21 protein-coding genes are annotated in these 19,237 nt (G+C 32.5%); 11 read left to right on the top strand and 10 right to left on the bottom strand.

The window, feature by feature from the left end; translation table 11 throughout:
- Positions 1–553: 553 nt before the first annotated feature.
- The 5 genes from RM519_RS07180 to RM519_RS07160 all read right to left on the bottom strand — a co-directional run bounded on the left by RM519_RS07180 (position 554) and on the right by RM519_RS07160 (position 5,855).
- Positions 554–1,060, bottom strand: a complete 507-nt coding sequence (locus tag RM519_RS07180) for a CAP domain-containing protein (RefSeq protein ID WP_311592994.1) — start codon at positions 1,058–1,060, stop codon at positions 554–556.
- A gap of 584 nt (positions 1,061–1,644) precedes the next feature.
- Positions 1,645–3,684: a M3 family metallopeptidase gene (locus RM519_RS07175; protein WP_311592993.1), complete on the bottom strand. Its 2,040-nt coding sequence runs from the start codon at positions 3,682–3,684 to the stop codon at positions 1,645–1,647.
- A gap of 67 nt (positions 3,685–3,751) precedes the next feature.
- On the bottom strand, positions 3,752–4,237 hold the full coding sequence (gene purE, locus RM519_RS07170) for a 5-(carboxyamino)imidazole ribonucleotide mutase (RefSeq protein WP_311592992.1): 486 nt from the start codon (positions 4,235–4,237) through the stop codon (positions 3,752–3,754).
- 2 nt (positions 4,238–4,239) lie between these two features.
- On the bottom strand, positions 4,240–5,394 hold the full coding sequence (locus RM519_RS07165; RefSeq protein ID WP_311593000.1) for a 5-(carboxyamino)imidazole ribonucleotide synthase: 1,155 nt from the start codon (positions 5,392–5,394) through the stop codon (positions 4,240–4,242).
- Between the two features lie 50 nt (positions 5,395–5,444).
- Complete coding sequence (locus RM519_RS07160; protein WP_311592990.1) at positions 5,445–5,855, bottom strand: Rieske (2Fe-2S) protein; 411 nt, start codon at positions 5,853–5,855, stop codon at positions 5,445–5,447.
- Between the two features lie 136 nt (positions 5,856–5,991).
- On the opposite strand from RM519_RS07160, the gene greA reads away from it, so the two are divergent.
- Both greA and RM519_RS07150 read left to right on the top strand, forming a co-directional pair.
- Positions 5,992–6,465 (top strand): transcription elongation factor GreA, encoded by a 474-nt coding sequence (gene greA / locus RM519_RS07155; RefSeq protein WP_311592989.1) that lies wholly within the window; start codon positions 5,992–5,994, stop codon positions 6,463–6,465.
- Positions 6,465–6,854 carry an HIT family protein gene (locus RM519_RS07150; RefSeq protein WP_311592987.1) on the top strand — a complete coding sequence of 130 codons (390 nt, stop codon included), beginning with the start codon at positions 6,465–6,467 and terminating at the stop codon, positions 6,852–6,854. The genes greA and RM519_RS07150 overlap by 1 nt, the downstream gene beginning before the upstream one ends.
- Here the strand turns inward: RM519_RS07150 and RM519_RS07145 are convergent, their stop codons facing one another.
- On the bottom strand, positions 6,855–8,552 hold the full coding sequence (locus RM519_RS07145) for a tetratricopeptide repeat protein (protein WP_311592986.1): 1,698 nt from the start codon (positions 8,550–8,552) through the stop codon (positions 6,855–6,857).
- 64 nt (positions 8,553–8,616) lie between these two features.
- The gene (locus tag RM519_RS07140; protein WP_311592985.1) at positions 8,617–9,801 is read right to left on the bottom strand and encodes a sensor histidine kinase; all 1,185 of its coding nucleotides are present in this window, start codon (positions 9,799–9,801) and stop codon (positions 8,617–8,619) included.
- Positions 9,802–9,886: 85 nt separating this feature from the next.
- Here RM519_RS07140 and RM519_RS07135 point away from each other — a divergent pair, with 85 nt between their 5' ends.
- Both RM519_RS07135 and RM519_RS07130 read left to right on the top strand, forming a co-directional pair.
- Positions 9,887–10,747, top strand: a complete 861-nt coding sequence (locus tag RM519_RS07135) for a flavin reductase family protein (RefSeq protein ID WP_311592984.1) — start codon at positions 9,887–9,889, stop codon at positions 10,745–10,747.
- Between the two features lie 10 nt (positions 10,748–10,757).
- A complete protein-coding gene (locus RM519_RS07130; protein ID WP_311592983.1) occupies positions 10,758–11,123 on the top strand; it encodes a DUF3127 domain-containing protein in 366 nt (121 codons plus the stop codon).
- Positions 11,124–11,174: 51 nt separating this feature from the next.
- On the opposite strand, the gene RM519_RS07125 is transcribed toward RM519_RS07130, so the two are convergent.
- Positions 11,175–11,909, bottom strand: a complete 735-nt coding sequence (locus RM519_RS07125; protein ID WP_311592982.1) for a methyltransferase family protein — start codon at positions 11,907–11,909, stop codon at positions 11,175–11,177.
- Between the two features lie 101 nt (positions 11,910–12,010).
- Positions 12,011–12,880 carry an AraC family transcriptional regulator gene (locus RM519_RS07120; RefSeq protein ID WP_311592981.1) on the bottom strand — a complete coding sequence of 290 codons (870 nt, stop codon included), beginning with the start codon at positions 12,878–12,880 and terminating at the stop codon, positions 12,011–12,013.
- Between the two features lie 50 nt (positions 12,881–12,930).
- Between RM519_RS07120 and aat the strand changes: the two genes are divergently transcribed.
- A complete protein-coding gene (aat, locus tag RM519_RS07115) occupies positions 12,931–13,581 on the top strand; it encodes a leucyl/phenylalanyl-tRNA--protein transferase (RefSeq protein WP_311592980.1) in 651 nt (216 codons plus the stop codon).
- A 75-nt stretch (positions 13,582–13,656) separates the two neighbouring features.
- Here the strand turns inward: aat and RM519_RS07110 are convergent, their stop codons facing one another.
- Positions 13,657–13,848 (bottom strand): cold-shock protein, encoded by a 192-nt coding sequence (locus RM519_RS07110; RefSeq protein WP_311592978.1) that lies wholly within the window; start codon positions 13,846–13,848, stop codon positions 13,657–13,659.
- 328 nt (positions 13,849–14,176) lie between these two features.
- On the opposite strand from RM519_RS07110, the gene RM519_RS07105 reads away from it, so the two are divergent.
- The 6 genes from RM519_RS07105 to RM519_RS07080 all read left to right on the top strand — a co-directional run bounded on the left by RM519_RS07105 (position 14,177) and on the right by RM519_RS07080 (position 19,234).
- Positions 14,177–14,503 (top strand): nucleotide pyrophosphohydrolase, encoded by a 327-nt coding sequence (locus RM519_RS07105; RefSeq protein ID WP_311592977.1) that lies wholly within the window; start codon positions 14,177–14,179, stop codon positions 14,501–14,503.
- Positions 14,504–14,743, top strand: a complete 240-nt coding sequence (locus tag RM519_RS07100) for a hypothetical protein (protein ID WP_311592976.1) — start codon at positions 14,504–14,506, stop codon at positions 14,741–14,743.
- Between the two features lie 3 nt (positions 14,744–14,746).
- Entirely contained in the window at positions 14,747–15,952 is a 1,206-nt protein-coding gene (aroA, locus tag RM519_RS07095) for a 3-phosphoshikimate 1-carboxyvinyltransferase (protein ID WP_311592975.1), read from the top strand.
- 78 nt (positions 15,953–16,030) lie between these two features.
- Positions 16,031–17,080 carry a tRNA preQ1(34) S-adenosylmethionine ribosyltransferase-isomerase QueA gene (gene queA, locus RM519_RS07090; RefSeq protein ID WP_311592974.1) on the top strand — a complete coding sequence of 350 codons (1,050 nt, stop codon included), beginning with the start codon at positions 16,031–16,033 and terminating at the stop codon, positions 17,078–17,080.
- An 88-nt stretch (positions 17,081–17,168) separates the two neighbouring features.
- Complete coding sequence (gene rlmN / locus RM519_RS07085; protein WP_311592973.1) at positions 17,169–18,209, top strand: dual-specificity RNA methyltransferase RlmN; 1,041 nt, start codon at positions 17,169–17,171, stop codon at positions 18,207–18,209.
- A 47-nt stretch (positions 18,210–18,256) separates the two neighbouring features.
- Entirely contained in the window at positions 18,257–19,234 is a 978-nt protein-coding gene (locus RM519_RS07080) for a polyprenyl synthetase family protein (protein WP_311592971.1), read from the top strand.
- Positions 19,235–19,237: the final 3 nt, after the last annotated feature.

Raw genomic sequence — 19,237 nt, 5'->3', positions numbered from 1 at the left:
GAGTAAATTAAAAATGAAGACTGCTATACTGTAGATAGTTGCAGTTCATAAAAATATTGATTATCTTTGAGCAGTCGTAATGTAAAGACTTTAGAGACTATTGTTGTGGGGACGAGAATATCTATTAAGTTATTACGACTGCTTTTTTAATTAAAAACATTCAAATTATCCCCATATACCTCAAAATTTAAATACTAATTGTATCAACCTCAGTAAATTTTAATAAAATTATTGGCAGTCGCGAATCAAAATTTTTAGAGACTATTGTTGTGGGGACGAGAATATCTATTTTAATTTAATTCCGGCTGCTTTTTTAACATACGGTCACAGCGTTTACGAATTTTTTTATTGTTGTGGGGACGAGATATAGATTCGAGTTGTGACTGTTCATTTTAATCACCGATCATTATTTTAATGTTAGGTGATTTTTTAGTTATTACCTAAATAAACTCCCATTAACTATTTTAATTAAGTTAATGGGAGTTTGAAAACAAATTACTTTGGGGTGCTATTGTTGTGGGGACAACTTAGTTTTTTTATCCTACTTTCTTTTTTATCTTTTTATAAATATGTGTGTGAAATAGTTTCTTCCTTCAGCATCTTGTTTAGTAGAAATGCCAAAGTCTGTAAAGTTTTCATTTTCTATATTCATTCTATGTCCGTCACTATTAATCCAAGCATTTACTACTGCTTTAGCAGATCTATATCCGTAAGCTACGTTTTCTCCTACCTTTTTTGCCGCAACACCTTTAACTAATTTTTGATGCCTGTCACTAAAATTATCATGACTCACAGTACCTACAGAAATCATGTAATCAGTATGGGATATAGCTTCCTTAGAAACTAAATTTATAGTATTTAATGGATTTAATCCAACAGATTTTCTATGTTCGTTAACTAAATTTAATATTTCAAATTCCATTTGTGTATAGGAAAGATTAATATCATTAAATTTTGACGATGTCTCATCTAAAAAGATTCCATCTTCATCTGAAGTACATGAATAAAATGAAAAAGTTAGAGATAGAATAAGTAATAATCTTAAAGTAATTGTTTTCATAATTGTGGGGATTTGTGGGGTTAAGAAAAACATAAAAAAATAAATTCAGCCGTAATTAATTCTTCAACGATATTGCTGTGGGGACAATATCAATGAAGGAAACTACGGCCGATCTATCCATCCTACTAAAATGAATCTTTGTATATTTTTTGAAATTTGGGGTATCGAATTTTTAATAGTTAAAAAACCAACACTTCTTTGAACTATTGACAATGCAATACATTCAATTTTTACAAGTAAAGAATTAATGTTGTTAACGCTAATTACTGTAGTAAAATCTTCACTTTTTTTTGCATAAATAGAATTGACGCATGTCAGCGACAAAAAAGTGTTTGGTTTATATGTAATTAATTTCATCCGTTGTGGGGTTTTTGTGGGGTACAATTGAAATATTACACTACAATAGTATAAAAAATATATGTTTGCACCAAACAAAAACGGAAAAAATTTACCATTTGTTTAAGAAAACGTACCATTTGTTTGATTTTGATACCATTTATTTGAAATTGAAGCCTGCTGAAAAATAGTTAGATTGTCTTCGATTTGTGATTCAAAACAAGAAATTTTGGCTTAAAAATGGACGTTTAATGCTTTTTTAGAAGTCCTGCTCTTTTTAATAACGCATCTGAATTAGGTTCTTTTCCTCTAAATCTCTTGTATAAAGACATTGGGTTTTCAGTTCCGCCTTTTGATAGGATGTTTTCTTTAAAACTTAAAGCGATTTCTTTGTTAAATACCCCATTAGATTTAAAATAATCAAATGCATCCGCATCTAAGACTTCAGCCCACTTGTAAGAATAATACCCTGAAGAGTATCCACCTTGAAAAATATGCGAAAAAGCGGTACTCATACAATTTTTCGAAACTTCTGGATAAAGATTAGTGTTTTTAAAAGCGTTGCTTTCGAATTCTTTAACAGAATTAATAGTAGATGGATCGTTTCCGTGCCATCCCATATCTAATAAACCAAAACTTAATTGTCTTAATGTAGCGATGCCTTCTAAGAAATTTGAAGCCTTTTTGATTTTATCGATTAATTCCATAGGAATAGATTCGCCAGTTTCATAATGTTTTGCAAAAAGATCAAGCGCTTCTTTCTCGTAGCACCAATTTTCTAAAATTTGACTTGGTAATTCAACAAAATCCCAATGTACACTGGTCCCAGATAAACTTGGGTATACAGTATTTGCTAGCATGCCATGCAAAGCATGTCCAAATTCATGGAATAAAGTGGTAACCTCGTTAAAAGTTAAGAGTGAGGGTTTAGAATCGGTTGGTTTCGTGAAATTACAAACAATAGAAATATGGGGTCTAGAATTTTCTCCATTTTTAATCCATTGATCTTTAAATGAAGTCATCCATGCACCATTCCTTTTTCCTGCTCTTGGGAAGAAATCGGCATAGAAAATTGCCACAAAATTACTGGAACTGTCAAACACCTTATATGTCTTCACATCCTTATGGTATGTGTCAATCATTTTGTCTTCTTCGAATTTTAAATCAAAAAGTTTATTGGAAACAGTAAATACTCCGTTAAGTACGTTTTCCAATTTAAAATACGGTTTTAATTGTTCTTCGTCTAAATCGAGTAATTCCTTTTTTAATTTTTCAGAATAATAAGCGCTATCCCATTTTTCCAAAGTTTCAATTTGATCATTGTTTTTTGCAAATTCTGAAAGTTGATCAAATTCATCTTTTGCTGCGGGTGATGCTTTGTCTAATAATTCATTTAAAAACGATGAAACTGTTTCTGGGTTTTGCGCCATGCGTTCCTCTATAACAAAATGAGCATGAGATTTATAACCCAACAAATTAGCCCGTTGATGGCGAAGTTTTACAATTTCTAATACAATGTTTTCATTGTTATTTTCGTTGTTTTGAAACCCTTTAGCCCCAAATGCAATAGCCAATCTTTTCCTTAAAGATCTATTTTCTGAATACGTCATAAAAGGAACATAACTTGGGTAGTCTAGCGTAAATATCCAGCCTTTTTTGTTCTTCTCTTTAGCCGTTAGTTTAGCAGCTTCTTTTGTGCCTTCCGGTAAACCACTAAGTTCTTCTTTGTTTGTAATATGAAGTTCAAAACTATTGGTATCTGCCAATACGTGCTCTCCAAATTTTAAACTTAATTTTGAAAGCCTAGTATCAATAGTCCGTAATTGCGACTTTTCATCTTCATTTAAGTTTGCACCATTTCGCACAAACATTTTGTATTGGTTTGTTAGTAATGTATTCTGCTCGACCGTAAGATTTAAAGTTTCTTTAATTTTGAAAATGGTTGAAACTCTATTAAATAAGGTTTCATTTAATCTAATGTCATTGGCAAACTCTGTTAAAAGAGGAGAAACGATCTGAGCAATTTTCTGAATATCTTCATTTGTTTCTGCTGAATTCAAATTAAAAAACACGCTTGTTATTCTCTTTAGCTGCATACCAGAAAACTCAAGTGCTTCAATGGTATTAGTAAAGGATGGTTCATCTATAGTTTTTGTAATAGCATCAATATCTTCCTTTGCCATAGCAATTCCTTGCTTAATTGCTGGTTCGAAATGCTCTGATTTAATTTTTGAAAATGGAGCGGTTCGAAATGGAGTGTTAAATTCTGAAACTAAAGGATTGTTCATGCGTGATGATTTGAAGTTTGAGTCATGTTAAAATATGACTAATTATAAATGAATTTAAAAAATAGAACTATTTCTTCATTTCTTCTGAAGCCTTATTTACTTTAACTTTAAGACTTTCTTTATAAAAGAGAATTTTATCCAGAACACATTTGTCTTGTGCGCCGATAATTTGAGCAGCTAGAATTCCTGCATTTGTTGCGCCATCTAAAGCGACCGTTGCAACCGGTACACCAGACGGCATTTGTAAAATAGATAAAACAGAATCCCAGCCATCAATAGAGTTTCTAGACTTTACTGGTACGCCAATTACAGGTAAAGGACTCATAGAGGCAACCATACCAGGTAAATGCGCAGCACCACCGGCTCCAGCAATAATTACTGTAATGCCTCGAGTGTGTGCGTTTTTTGCGTAATCCCATAGTTTTTCTGGAGTTCTGTGGGCTGAAACGATATCAACTTCAACTTCAATATCAAAACTATTTAAAATATCAATTGCTCCTTGCATTACTGGAAGATCGGAGTTGCTTCCCATAATAATTCCTACTTTAGCCATGATTATTTGCTTATTACTTTAATTGCATTTTTTACTTGTTCAGCAACACGTCTTGCTTCTTCAATATTTTCATTTACTATGGTCACATGCCCCATTTTTCTGAATGGTCGTGTATGTTTTTTACCATAAATATGCGGAGTTACACCATCAATAGCTAAAATTTTGTCCATGTTTTCATAAACAACTTCACCTTGATAACCTTCAGCACCTACCAAATTTACCATAATTCCAGCAACTTTACTATCCGTATTACCTAATGGTAGATTTAAAATAGCACGGACATGTTGCTCAAATTGACTTGTGTAAGAAGCTTCGATACTATAATGTCCGCTATTATGAGTTCTTGGAGCAACTTCGTTTACTAAGATTTCATCATTTTGAGTTTGAAACATTTCGACCGCTAATAAACCAACAAAATCAAATGCTTTAGCAACATTTAACGCTGTATTCTTTGCCTTCTCGGCGACTTTATCATTAATTCTTGCAGGGCAGATTACATACTCTACTTGATTTGCTTCTGGATGAAATTCCATTTCTACAACGGGATATGTTGCGATATCTCCATTGGGGTTACGAGCAACAATAACAGCTAATTCGTTTTTGAAATTTACTAATTCTTCAGCAATACACTCCGTTTCAGTTAAATTTTCTAAATCTGAAATTGCTCTTACCATTTTAACACCATTTCCATCGTAACCAAACTGGGTAGATTTCCATACAAATGGAATTGTTACTTCATTATTTTCAACACTCGCTTTTAATTCAGCAATGGTATCAAATTTTTTAAAAGCTGATGTTGCAATATTATTGCTTTCATAAAAAGTTTTTTGAACACCTTTGTTTTGGATAATGCGCAAGTCTTTACTTTTAGGGTAAACCGATTTTCCAATTTTTTCTAAGTGTTCAAGGGCATCTACGTTAACATGTTCAATTTCAATTGTAAGGACATCAACTGTTTTTCCAAAATTAACCACAGTATCAAAATCCATTAAATCACCCTGAACAAATTCATCGCAAATTTGTGCACATGGGGCATCAGCAGAATTGTCTAAAATTGACGTATGAATATCGTATTTATGAGTTTCTGTAAGGAGCATTTTTCCAAGTTGACCACCTCCTAAAACTCCCAATTTAAAATCTGAAGAAAAATAATTTATCACCTTATAAAAGTTTCGCACAAAAATAAGGATACGAATTCAAATTTACTTTAAAAATTGCTGATATTTAACACACCGCTTCCTACTAATGAAACTTTAAATTCACATACAGATTCGTTAATTCCTGCAGTCTGAGGAGAACCGTCTAAAATACTGAATTCGGCATCATCACAAGGACAAACAAGTTTAATGTCGTTTTCTACGGTCATTTTCTGAGCACAATTATTTATTGATGGGCATTCTCTGCTAAATGCTTTATAATTGCTACCAAAGTTGTAAATGACCAAACCTTTTGGACCGCCATTCGCATAAGACCAACCTCCTGGAACTTGAATATTTATAAATTCAGGGTTTGCTAAATTAACGGTAACTGGATTAATTATATCGCATCGCTGATTTCCACCATCGCTCTCACAACTCAAAATAAAAATGGTGCAAATTAGTAGGAATACTTTTTTCATTAAATCTTAGGTATGAATCTTTAAAACGGTGGCAATTTACAAATATTTTGTACATTTGTATTAAGTGATAATCAAGATAATGTAATCTCATGCTGTAATGCAGTTTTGAGATTTTTTATTTATAAAATAGTAAGATATGAGTGATGTTTCTTATTACACCCCAGAAGGGTTTCAAAAATTAAAAGAGGAGTTAGAGCATTTAGAAAATGTTGAAAGGCCAAGAGTAACTCAAGAAATTGCAGATGCACGAGATAAAGGTGATTTGAGTGAAAATGCTGAATACCATGCTGCAAAAGAAGAGCAATCTCATTTGGAGTTTAAAATTGCAAAATTGAAAAATGTTTTTTCTAAAGCACGAATTATAGATGAGTCTCAATTGGACACTTCAAAAGTATTGGTTTTATCTAAGGTAAAAATTAAAAATACCACAAACAAGATGGAGTTTGTGTATACCCTTGTTGCCGACTCAGAATCAGATTTGAAAAAGATGAAGATTTCTGTAAATTCGCCAATTGGTAAAGGATTGTTAGGAAAACAGGTTGGCGATATTGCAGAAATTCAAGTGCCGAATGGAATTATGAAATTTGAAATCATGGAAATTTCGAGATAATGGCATCTATATTTACCAAAATAATAAACGGCGAAATTCCTTGTTATAAGGTTGCAGAAAACGATGATTTTATAGCATTTTTAGATGTAAATCCAAATACTCCAGGACATACATTGGTAGTTCCAAAAAGGGAAGTGAATAAATTGTTCGAATTAGATAAAGATACGTACAATGGATTAATGAGCTTTTCTAGAAAAATTGCAATTGCAATGGAAAAGGCTATTAATTGTGAACGAATAGGAATGTCCGTTATTGGATTAGAAGTGCCACATGTGCATGTACACTTAATTCCATTACAATCAATGGCTGATATTCAGTTTCAGAAAAAAGTTTCCTTATCTAAAGATGAATTTGAGCAAGTAGTAAAAGATATTGCATCGAAATTATAACTAAAGAATAGAATTATTAATTTCAATATCGGCGTTTGACCAGGCTTGGTCAAATGCCTTTTTTGTTTTTTTAGCTTCTTCTATTTTTCCTTGCCCTAGTTGGCTGGTATAAAGCCCCATTAAACTCCAACCATTTGCTCGGTAATAGTCTAAATCTTGTAGGTAAATAATTTCTGCTTCATTGTATTTTTTTGCCTTGTTTAAAAAGGCTCCTAATGTTTGACGCGAAGGAATATACCACGCGGCAGGCTCATCGTAAGGCAATTCATCTTCAAAGGCAACTGCATTTTTAAGATGATTAATTCCATTTTCTAAATTCCCTTTGTAAACCTCTATTTCACCTGCTAATATTTCATATGCAACATTCGCAACAGTAGAAGCTCTTTCATCGTCTTCTTCTGTGTTTCTATTTGCAAGCAATTCTAATTCCTCTTTAGCTTCTTTTAAATTATTTTTTCTCAAAAACGCAATTCCTCTAGAGTAATGCCAAATTAACTTTAAATAGGTAAGGTTGTCTCCAGGGTCAGGTGTTGTTAAAATGTCATTCCATTTTCCAAATCTTGTATAGGCTAGTAACGGTGTAGCAGCAAAATTTTGATGAAATTGTGAACCTGATAAACTATTAGCAGGAACTTTTTCTGCTGTTTTTTTTGCCGCCGCAATTGCTTTTATGCTGTTTCCTTGCATGCTTGCTGCTGACCACAAAAAATGAATATTATGAGGGTAATAGCCCAAAGGGTAAAGACCTTGAGAGAAACATTGAGAAATATAACTTTCGTCTGCTAAAATAGCATCTTCATTAACTCTAACGGCGTCATCATAACGTCCCACGCGCATATAAATATGCCCAGGCATATGGACAATATGACCTGCTCCTGGCATTGTGGTTCCTAATTTATCTGCACTTTGAATACCTAAATCAGGTTTTGGTAATTCAACCATATGGATGTAATAATGATGCGCTCCAGGATGATAGTCATCTATTTTTATTGCTTTTTCTAAAGCAGCTTTCGCTTCTGTAATATTAGGAGATGGATTTCCATCATTATCCCAATAATTCCATGGAACAGTATTCATAACAGATGCGGCATATAACGTAAGAATATCAACATCATTTGGAAATTCATTGACAACCTTTTCCATAGCCAACATATATGCCATATTTAATTCTTCCCTGTTTTCAGAATCTTTAGAATATCTAGTACTTAATGCATTAATGAGAAGTTGCTCCTTTTTAGAGGATTTATCTATAAGTTTCAATGCATTTTGAATGGCTTCATAGGCTTTTAAACTTCTTTCTTCGTCAGGTAATTGATCGTTAATATTTGGCCCTAAGGAGTATGCTTGTCCCCAATAAGCCATTGCTAAATTGTTGTCTAAACGGCCGGATTCCATAAAAGATCTATGTGATTCTGCATGGTTAAATGCATACGTAAGTTTTAATCCTTGATTAAAAAATGCTTGTGCTTTTTTATTTTTTGTACTTACTGTATAGTTCAAATCTCCTAAGTCATTAAATAATGGAGCAATAGGTCTTGTGGTATCAACTTCTGTAAGTAAAAAGTTGGTCGAAACACATTTCTTAAAATTTGATGCTGCATAAGTGGAAACTTGCTCCGATGAATTAAGGTTGAAAAATGCTACAATTAAAAATAAGGGAGATACTACCCCAATAATTAAGAAAGTTTTGGATTTCATAATAAGTTGATTTGGTTAGTGTTAAAATCAATGGAGTGTATTCAAAAATACAAAAAAGATCTGATTATTCAGTTCTTCTTAGGTTAATGCAGAAAATTGATCCTTTGTTTATTTCGGATTTTTTCACAAATATTTTACCATCGTGGTATTCTTCCACAATACGTTTAGAGAGAGATAAACCTAATCCCCAACCTCTTTTTTTTGTGGTGAAACCGGGAGTAAATATGCGTTGACGTAAACTCTTTGGGATTCCTTTACCAGTATCAGAAATAAAAATTTGAATTTCTTTGGAAGTATTCTTTATTTCAATGGAAATTGCCCCTTTACCTTTCATGGAGTCAATTGCATTTTTCACCAAATTTTCAATTACCCAACCAAAAAGTTGAAGATTAATAAGTGCAAATAATTCTTCTGATTCCGTAATAAAACTGAAATTAACTTGCTTGGAACTTCTAGATTCTAAATATGCGAAGGCATTTTTAGTAACCTTAACAATATTGTGCTTTTCTAATTCCGGTATCGACCCTATTTTAGAGAATCTTTCGGCAATAACATTTAATCGGATTACGTCTTTTTCAATTTCTGAAACAATGGTTTCATCAGTATTTTCTAATCGCAATAATTCAATCCAACCCAATAAAGAGGACAACGGAGTGCCTATTTGATGTGCGGTTTCCTTAGCCATTCCAGTCCAAAGTTTGTTCTGACTTGCTGTTTTAGAAGATTTAAAATAGAAGAAAATTACAGAGGTAAATAAGACTAATATTAGTATTAGAGTTATAGGGTAATAAGTTAATTTCTGAAGCAATTCAGAATTTTGATAATATATTATACGTTCAATATTGGCATCAAAAGCATGGTAACTATATTTTATTGGTTCATTTTGGTTTTTCATTAACTGCAATTTATCATGCAGTATGTCTCGATCTTTGTTTGTTAAAGAGTCATAACTTGTAAGTTCATCTATACCAACGTTTGCCCAAATAGTAATTTCTCCGTCTTTATCGGTCTCAATCATTGGGTTGGTTGTGTAATTCTCTAAGATGTAAAGTTCTAAGTCAGTATCAACTTCTAAATCGAAATAACCCAAGCGCTCATACGCTTTTGCTAAAATCTCCATTTTTTGACGTTCCTCTGTCTTAAACTTTTGAAAAAAGGTATATGTATTCCATAAAATAAGCGAAACAATTATAAAGGACACGCTAATAGCCGTGCCTCGGAGTAATTGAGATTTGGAGAATGGAGTCATCTACACAAATATAAAATATATCTGCTCATATAACTAAAATATCAATTTGATATTATGTTTGTTAGGCTTTCTTTATTTTTGGAGTATGATTTCAGTAAAACCAAAAGATTTATCAACGAAACAATTGCATGGCTACTTGTTAGGGGCAGTAACTCCAAGGCCCATTGCTTTTGCAAGCACAATAGATAAGGATGGTAACCCAAATTTATCTCCGTTTAGTTTTTTTAATGTGTTTAGTGCAAAGCCTCCTATTTTAGTTTTTTCTCCGGCAAGGAGAGTTCGTGACAATACGATTAAACACACCTTGATTAATGCCAAAGAAACAAAAGAGGTTGTCATAAATATTGTAAATCACAAAATTGTTCAACAAATGTCGTTGTCTAGTACAGAATATCCCGATGGTGTGAATGAATTTGATAAATCTGGACTGACAATGTTGCAATCTGATGTAGTGAAGCCTTTTAGAGTCAAAGAATCACCTGTTCAAATTGAATGTAAAATAAACGAGATTGTAGAATTAGGAAATGAAGGAGGTGCTGGAAATCTGATTATTTGTGAAGTTGTTAAATTGCATATTGATGAAACTATTTTAGATGAAAATGGTGCTATTGATCAATTTAAAATAGATACTGTGGCTCGTATGGGAGGTAACTGGTACACAAGGGCAAACCAAGGGATGTTCGAAATTGCTAAACCATTAACTACGTTAGGAGTAGGGGTTGATGCTATTCCCGCAACGATAAGAAATAGCAAAGTTTTAACTGGAAATGATTTAGGAATGTTGGGTAACGTAGAGTGTCTTCCAAATGAACAAAATGTTGATAAGTTTGCTCAAGAACATCCAGAATTTATAGGTGTAGAAATTGTTAAAAAACATACATTTGCACAAGAGTATATAAAAAATAACGATGTTGAAAGTGCTTGGAAAGTACTTTTAATGAACTAATAAATTAAGAATGGAAGTAACAGGAAAAATCAAGTTGATTAATGAAACGCAAACTTTTGGAGCGAGCGGATTTAGAAAGAGAGAATTAGTAATTACGACAAATGAGCAATATCCTCAAATGTTAATGATTGAGTTTGTGCAAGATAAATGTGATTTGTTAAATTCATATCAAGTTGGGCAAGATGTTAAAGTTGCAATTAATTTAAGAGGTCGTGAGTGGATCAATCCAGAAGGAGTTGCAAAGTATTTTAATTCTATTCAAGGATGGAGAATTGAAAACTTACAAGCTGCGGCGCCAAGTAATGAAATGCCTCCAATGGAAGAGATTCAAGCATCAGATTTATCTAGCAATGAGCCAGATGATTTACCGTTCTAGTTAGAATAGAGTTTATAATAAAAAAGGCGCACCATTTTGGTGCGCCTTTTTTTATTTTCTTTTGGTAAAAGGAATGAGCATAGCGGTTTTCTTTTGATAATCTTTATACTGATTTCCGAACTCTTTTATTAAATCTCGCTCTTCAAATAAAGTTCCGATAAAAAAATACGAGGTCAGCCCGATCGCAAATGTTAAATGTGTCATAGTCATTGTTGGAGTTGCCCAAAGACCTAAAATTCCACCAAAATAAAGAGGATGTCTTACATATTTATAGAAAGAAAATACCTTAAAATTTAATGGGGTATATGGCTTCTTTTTCAATTCTAAATACGTTTGTCTAAGTCCAAATAAATCAAAATGATTGATTAAGAATGAACTTATAAATAGAATTGCCCATCCCGTAAAAAATAAAATATACAGAGAGTAATTCAATGCTGGTATATGTGATACATCCCAAATTAAACCACCAAGTGGAGCCCACTCTTTCACAAGTAAAATTAACAACAAGCCGGATATAAGAACAAAGGTACTTCGTTCTATAGGTCTTGGGAATACTTTTGCAAATGAATCTTTAAACGTTTTTCTTGCCATAATGCTATGTTGTAGTCCAAATAAGGCAACCAATCCAAAATTTTTAAGCAAGGCATAGATAAAGGGTAATTCGGCAGGGCGATCAATTGAAATTTCAGGAATTAAATTACTAACCGATAAGATCCAGTAAAGTAACGAGGTAAATCCTATTAAATAAGAAATAATTGAGTAAGTAAACATTAATACTTTTTTCATGACTACAAGTTTTAAATTTTTTTGTCAAAATTATAGCCAATTCTAAGTTTAAGATTTTTGAAAAAGTTCAAATAGTTTTGAAAAAAGTTCAGAGAAACATTTTACAAGTTGTAATGGGCCTTTCGGAATTGATTTGGAGGAAGTTGAAACTTTTCTTTGAACGAGTTGTTGAAATGAGATGTGTTCTTAAAGCCTGCCTCAAAGCAAATATCATTGATGTTTAATTCAGGATTTTGAAGTAACGATTTCGCGTAGTTTAAACGTTTGTTTACAATCCATTTATGAGGTGTTTCGTTAAAAGACTGTTTAAAATCTCTTTTGAATGACGATAAACTTCTTCCGCTTAATCGCGCATATTCATTTAAACTTAAGTCGCAATGAAAATTTTGAAGCATGATTTCATTTAAACTAGATTTAAAAGAATTTTGTAGTGAATGAAAATGATTTACGAGTTCATTATTGGCAGGATTCAAAATGATGGTGTATAAAAGTTCTTTAAACTTCATTTCGACCAATTCTCGAGGGATCTCTTCTCCTTTTTGTAAATAGTTAAAAATAGTCAAGAATAATGATTTCAACGAGGGGTCAGGGTCGACAGAAAAGATTTGTTTATCGGCAGGATATGTCAAATTAGTTTTTTTGTAACCCACTTGCTGCTTTATAAAATTTCGGATAAAGTCATCTGTTATAAAAAACAATAGGACACAATAATCTACATCAAAATATTGCTTTGTGTTATAAACACCCTTTTTTAGAAATAGAACATCACCCTGTTCAATGGTTTTAAACTCGTTTAATGATGTCCAATCTTTCTTTCCGCTAATTACATAGGTTAAAAAGTTGTTGTCTGTCCAAAGTTTAAATTGTTCAACCTCTAGAGGGCATTTGTATTCTACAAACATAAAATCGTTTCCAACTAGTTTGTTGTATTTAGGGTTGTCTATAAAAAATTGAAAAACATCTAATGCCATTCTTACAAATTTAAGAAAAGTGAATTGTAAAATTGAGTTATTTTTGTTGAATGCATTTTTTATCAGAAAAATTAGAATTTCCACCCGTTAATCAAACAAATGAATATGGCATGCTTGCCATTGGTGGTGATTTATCTAAAGAACGTTTGCAATTAGCTTATAAAAATGGGGTTTTTCCATGGTTTTCTGATGGAGAACCTATTGTTTGGTATTGCCCGCAAGATCGAATGGTTTTGTTTCCAGAGGAGTTTAAAGTATCAAAAAGCATGCGACAGGTTATAAGAAAAAACGAATTTGTTGTAACAGAAAACCAGGCTTTTAGAGAGGTGATTTATAATTGTAAGAATATTAATCGCAAAGAAGAATTTGGGACTTGGATTACAGATGAAATGCAAGAGGCCTATATCCAATTACATAAAATAGGTGTTGCTAAATCTGTAGAGGTTTGGAAAAATAAAGAATTAGTAGGTGGTCTATACGGAGTAGAAGTAGGTAATGTGTTTTGCGGAGAGAGCATGTTCAGCAAAGTAAGCAACGCTTCAAAGGTTGCTTTGCACCACTTGATTAATGAACGGAGCGAGACCAACCCAAAACAGTCAAAATATCAACTAATCGATTGTCAAATTTACAACAGTCATTTAGCTAGTTTAGGAGCAAGAGAAATTTCTAGGGATGAATTTTTAAAAATCCTAAAAGGGTAGGTTCGTAATTTAGAAGCATAAAAAAAGCCCGTCTAATAGACAGGCTTTTACTACAAATATGTTGATAGTAATTTATTAGATTACTTTTACATTCACTGCATTTAATCCTTTTTGGCTTTCTTCTAAGTCATAACTCACTTTATCGCCTTCGTTGATTTCGTCAACTAAATTGCTCACATGTACAAATACATCTTTTTCTCCTCCTTCTGGAGTGATAAATCCGAACCCTTTAGTGTCGTTAAAAAATTTTACTGTTCCGTTACTCATAATATTATATTTTTATAAGCGGCAAAATTAACCTTTTAATTTGAATTCTGCTAATAAAATTGTTTATTTTGAATTTCAATTGGTTACGAGCGTTTTTTTATGAATTACTTCTATGCTGATTTATGTATAAAATGACTTATAGATTTGAATTTTAAAAATGAATAATTGTTAATTATACTTTATGAATATGAAGAAGTTCATTTTTTACAAACAACCTTCAAATAGAATTTTTATCTTTGGAAACTTAAATTTAATTGAAAGTTTTTAGCATTTCATTCTATGGCAAAAGGTCATAGAAATCCTCAAAACGACAAATACATTTTAATTAATGGATATTCAAGGAGCACAATTAGAAGTAGATAATTGGATCAAGGAACATGGAGTTCGTTATTTTAACGAATTGACAAACATGGCACAATTAACCGAAGAAGTTGGTGAAGTTGCTAGAATCATAGCAAGAAGGTATGGAGAGCAAAGCGAAAAAGAATCTGATAAGAATAAGGATTTAGGAGAAGAATTAGCGGATGTACTATTTGTGGTTCTGTGTTTAGCGAATCAAACAGGTGTTAATTTACAGGATGCTTTTGATAAAAAATTAGATTTGAAAACTAAAAGAGATCATGATCGCCATCATAATAACGAGAAACTAAAATAAATGAATAGATTTAAAAACACCTCTTTTTTAAAATTAGCACTCCGTTTTTTTATAGTATTTTTTATCCTAGTTGGATTTATGAGAGTATTTATGGGGATTTTTAAGTTTGATGGATTTCAAGGCATGAAAACCGAGCTATTTGAAGATGGAAAATGGATGCTGTTTTTACAATTGCAAGTAGGACTATCTTTAGTTTATGGATTGTTTATGGCGGGTTATTATAAATATATAAAGAAGTAAGAAGTGAATTTAAAATTAGAACACTATTCAAAACCCTTGAACGGGAACATTCAAATTACAGGATCTAAAAGTGAATCGAATCGCTTATTAATTCTGAAACAATTTTTTTCAAATCTTACTATAGAAAACCTTGGTAATTCTGATGATGCCAATTATATGCAAAAAGCATTGGCTTCAGAGGAAGAGGTTGTAGATATTAGTCATGCAGGTACCGCCATGCGTTTTTTAACGGCTTATTTTGCGGTTGCAGATGGCAGAGAAACAGTGCTGACAGGTTCTAAACGAATGAAAGAAAGACCAATAAAAATATTGGTAGATGCATTGCGTTCTTTAGGTGCGAACATTTCATATGAATTAAACGAAGGTTACCCTCCAATTCGAATTCAAGGGAATAAACTTTCAGGAGGTAAAGTAGTTATTGATGGAGGCGTAAGTAGTCAATATGTTTCTGCATTGCTTTTAATTGCTCCAAGTTTAGAGAATGGATTAGAATTAAAATTTGAAGGAAAAATTACATCGGTACCATATATAAAAATGACTTTAGGTTTGTTAGCTTCAATTGGTGTAAAAGTTAAATGGACGGATTCAACCATTTTTGTTCAACCTCAAAAAGAGATTGAAGATACCACAGCAATTGTTGAATCTGATTGGAGTTCTGCATCTTATTATTATAGTTTGGTGGCTCTAAGTGAAGAGGCTACTATTACCATTAGTTCTTATAAAGAGCATAGTTTACAAGGAGATTCTTCATTAATTCAGTTTTATAAAGAATTGGGAGTGACTTCAACATTTAATGAAACATCACTTACATTAAAAAAAGAACTACCGTGTAAAAATCACATAGAATTCGACTTAGTGAGTGCACCAGATATTGCACAAACCATTGCGGTTACTTGTTTTGGATTGGGCATTTCTTGTGATTTAACAGGCTTACACACTTTAAAGATTAAAGAAACGGATCGATTAGAGGCACTAAAAAGTGAATTGACAAAGTTAGGCGCAGATATCTCGGTTACAAATAAGAGTTTACATTTAAAAGCTTCAACTGGCATAAACAAAGATGTGCTAATTAAAACTTTTGACGATCATAGGATGGCTATGGCATTTGCACCTTTATTGCTAAAGACTTCTTTAGAAATTGAAGATGCCAATGTGGTCTCTAAATCCTATCCAGATTTTTGGAAGGATATAGAAAGTTTAACAAAATAAAACTTTTCACCCCAAACACTTGACAACCCCTATATCGATGTTGTATATTTGCAACCGTTTTAAATTTTAGAAGTTTTTATGAAGTTATCAAAGTTCAATTTCGAATTACCAGAAGAATTATTAGCTGAGTATCCTGCAGAGCACAGAGATGAGTCTAGACTAATGGTCTTAAATAGAAAAGAACAAACTATTGAACACAAGCAGTTCAAAGATTTGATCAATTATTTTGATGAAGGAGATTTAATGGTCTTGAATGATACGAAAGTATTCCCTGCAAGATTATATGGTGAAAAAGAAAAAACGGGTGCTAGAATTGAAGTTTTCTTGTTGAGAGAACTAAACGAAGAGCAACGTTTATGGGATGTTTTAGTAGATCCTGCAAGGAAAATTAGAATTGGAAATAAGTTGTTTTTTGGAGATGATGAAAGTTTAGTTGCTGAAGTAATCGACAATACAACATCAAGAGGAAGAACTTTACGTTTCTTATTTGACGGATCTTATGAAGAATTTAGACAGCGATTAAAAGAGCAAGGAGAAACGCCATTGCCAAAATATATTAAAAGAGAGGCAGAGCCAGAAGATAAAGAGCGCTACCAAACAATTTATGCAAAGAATGAAGGGTCTGTTGCAGCGCCAACTGCTGGATTACACTTTTCTAAGCATTTATTGAAGCGTTTGGAAATAAAAGGTGTTGATTTTGCGAATGTTACTTTACATGTTGGCTTAGGAACATTTAATCCTGTTGAGGTTGAAGATTTATCAAAGCATAAAATGGATTCAGAGAAAATCTTTATTCCCGAATTAGCCACTAAAATGGTGAATAGTGCTTTGGAGAAAAAACGTAGAATTTGTGCAGTTGGAACAACAGCAATGAGAACTTTAGAAAGTTCGGTTTCTACAAATGGAAAATTAAATGAATTTGAAGGATGGACAAATAAATTTATTTTTCCTCCTTATGATTTTGGTATCGCTAATTGTATGATTACAAATTTCCATATGCCTAAGTCTACATTAATGATGATGACTTCTGCTTTTGCAGGGCATGATTTCTTAAAAGAAGCATATGAAGAGGCTGTTAAAGAGAAATACCGTTTCTATTCTTATGGAGATGCGATGTTGATTTTATAGTCATTTATAGAAATAAATTATTGAAAACTGGTGTAATACATTGCACCAGTTTTTTTATGTTAAATTTACAACCTACTAAATATTCGATTTGACAAAGAAGAAAGACATACGTGCATTATCTAAAGACCAACTTAGAGATTTTTTTGTAGAAAATGGCGATAAAGCCTTTAGAGGAAATCAAGTTTATGAGTGGTTATGGCATAAAGTAGCACATTCTTTTGATGATATGACTAATATCTCAAAAGCAACACGTCAAATGCTTGAAGATAACTTTGTAATTAATCATATACGCGTTGATGAAATGCAACGAAGTAATGATGGTACCATAAAAAATGCTGTTAAGTTACATGATGGACTTATGGTTGAATCGGTTTTGATTCCAACAGCAACCAGAACTACTGCGTGTGTCTCGAGTCAAGTAGGCTGTAGTTTAGATTGTAAATTTTGTGCAACTGCCCGTTTAAAAAGAATGCGAAATTTAAACCCTGATGAAATCTACGATCAAGTTGCTGCTATAAATCAAGAGAGTTTATTGTATCACAATAGAAAGTTGACAAATATTGTTTTTATGGGGATGGGTGAGCCATTGATGAACTATAATAACGTGTTAAAGTCAATTGATAAAATTACTTCTCCTGAAGGATTAGGGATGTCTCCAAAGCGAATAACGGTTTCAACTTCAGGTATCCCAAAGATGATTAAGAAAATGGCGGATGACGAGGTGAAATTTAATTTGGCGGTTTCTTTACATTCAGCAATTGATGAAGTCAGAACGAAAATTATGCCATTTAATGATAGATTTCCTTTAGAAGATTTACGTGAATCATTAAAGTATTGGTATGAGAAAACTGAAAGAATGATAACTTATGAGTACATTGTTTGGGCAGGAATTAACGATACAAGAGCCGATATCGATGCTTTGGTAAAATATTGTAGTTATGTGCCTTGTAAAGTAAATCTCATAGAATACAATCCAATTGATGATGGTGAATTTCAACAAGCATCAACTCGTGCAATAGATGATTATGTTGCAGTTTTAGAAATGAATGATGTTGTTGTGAATGTGCGTAGAAGTAGAGGAAAAGATATAGATGCTGCTTGTGGTCAATTGGCAAATAAATCTTCTTAAATAACTACTTCTTTGTCAATGGAACTTTTCTTATTTTTGAATCTTCAATGAAAGTCGTAGAACAAATTAAACAACCCATTTTATCTGAAATGGAACTCTTTGAAGAGAAATTCAAAGAGTCTATGGCTTCAAAGGTTCCCCTTCTCAATAGAATTACACATTATATAGTCCGTCGTAAGGGAAAACAAATGCGTCCTATGTTTGTTTTTTTAGTTGCTAAAATGGTTTCTGACGGAAAGTTTAATGAGCGAACATATCGTGGTGCTTCGGTTATAGAATTAATTCATACAGCCACATTGGTGCATGATGATGTTGTAGATGACTCTAATAGACGTCGAGGATTCTTTTCTTTAAATGCTTTATGGAAAAATAAAATTGCTGTTTTAGTTGGAGACTTCTTATTATCTAAGGGCTTATTACTTTCTATTGATAATGATGATTTTGATTTGTTGAAATTAATCTCAGTTGCCGTTCGTGAAATGAGTGAAGGAGAATTGCTACAAATTGAAAAGGCTCGAAAATTAGATATTACCGAAGAGGTGTATTACGAGATTATTAGACAGAAAACAGCGACATTAATTGCTGCTTGTTGTGGTATAGGAGCAGCTTCAGTTGGAGCAGATGAAGAAGAGATCCAAAAGATGCGAAAGTTCGGAGAATTGATTGGAATTGCGTTCCAAATTAAAGATGACTTATTTGATTATACCGATGCCAAAATTGGTAAGCCTACAGGTATCGATATCAAAGAACAGAAAATGACTTTGCCGCTTATTTATGCTTTGAATAACTGCGAATCTAAAGAACGCAAATGGTTAATTAACTCGGTTAAAAAACACAATAAAGATAAAAAACGTGTAAAAGAAGTTATTGCTTTTGTAAAAGAAAAAGGCGGAATAGAATATACTACTCAAAAAATGTTGGCATACCAACAAGAGGCTTTAGAAATTTTAAATAGCTACCCAGAATCGGAGTATAAAACATCATTGCATACCATGGTGAATTATGTAATCGAACGAAAAATTTAAGTT

Source organism: Urechidicola vernalis (assembly GCF_031846385.1).
GTDB classification, from domain to species: domain Bacteria; phylum Bacteroidota; class Bacteroidia; order Flavobacteriales; family Flavobacteriaceae; genus Urechidicola; species Urechidicola vernalis.
This window is presented reverse-complemented; position numbering and strand designations above follow the sequence as displayed.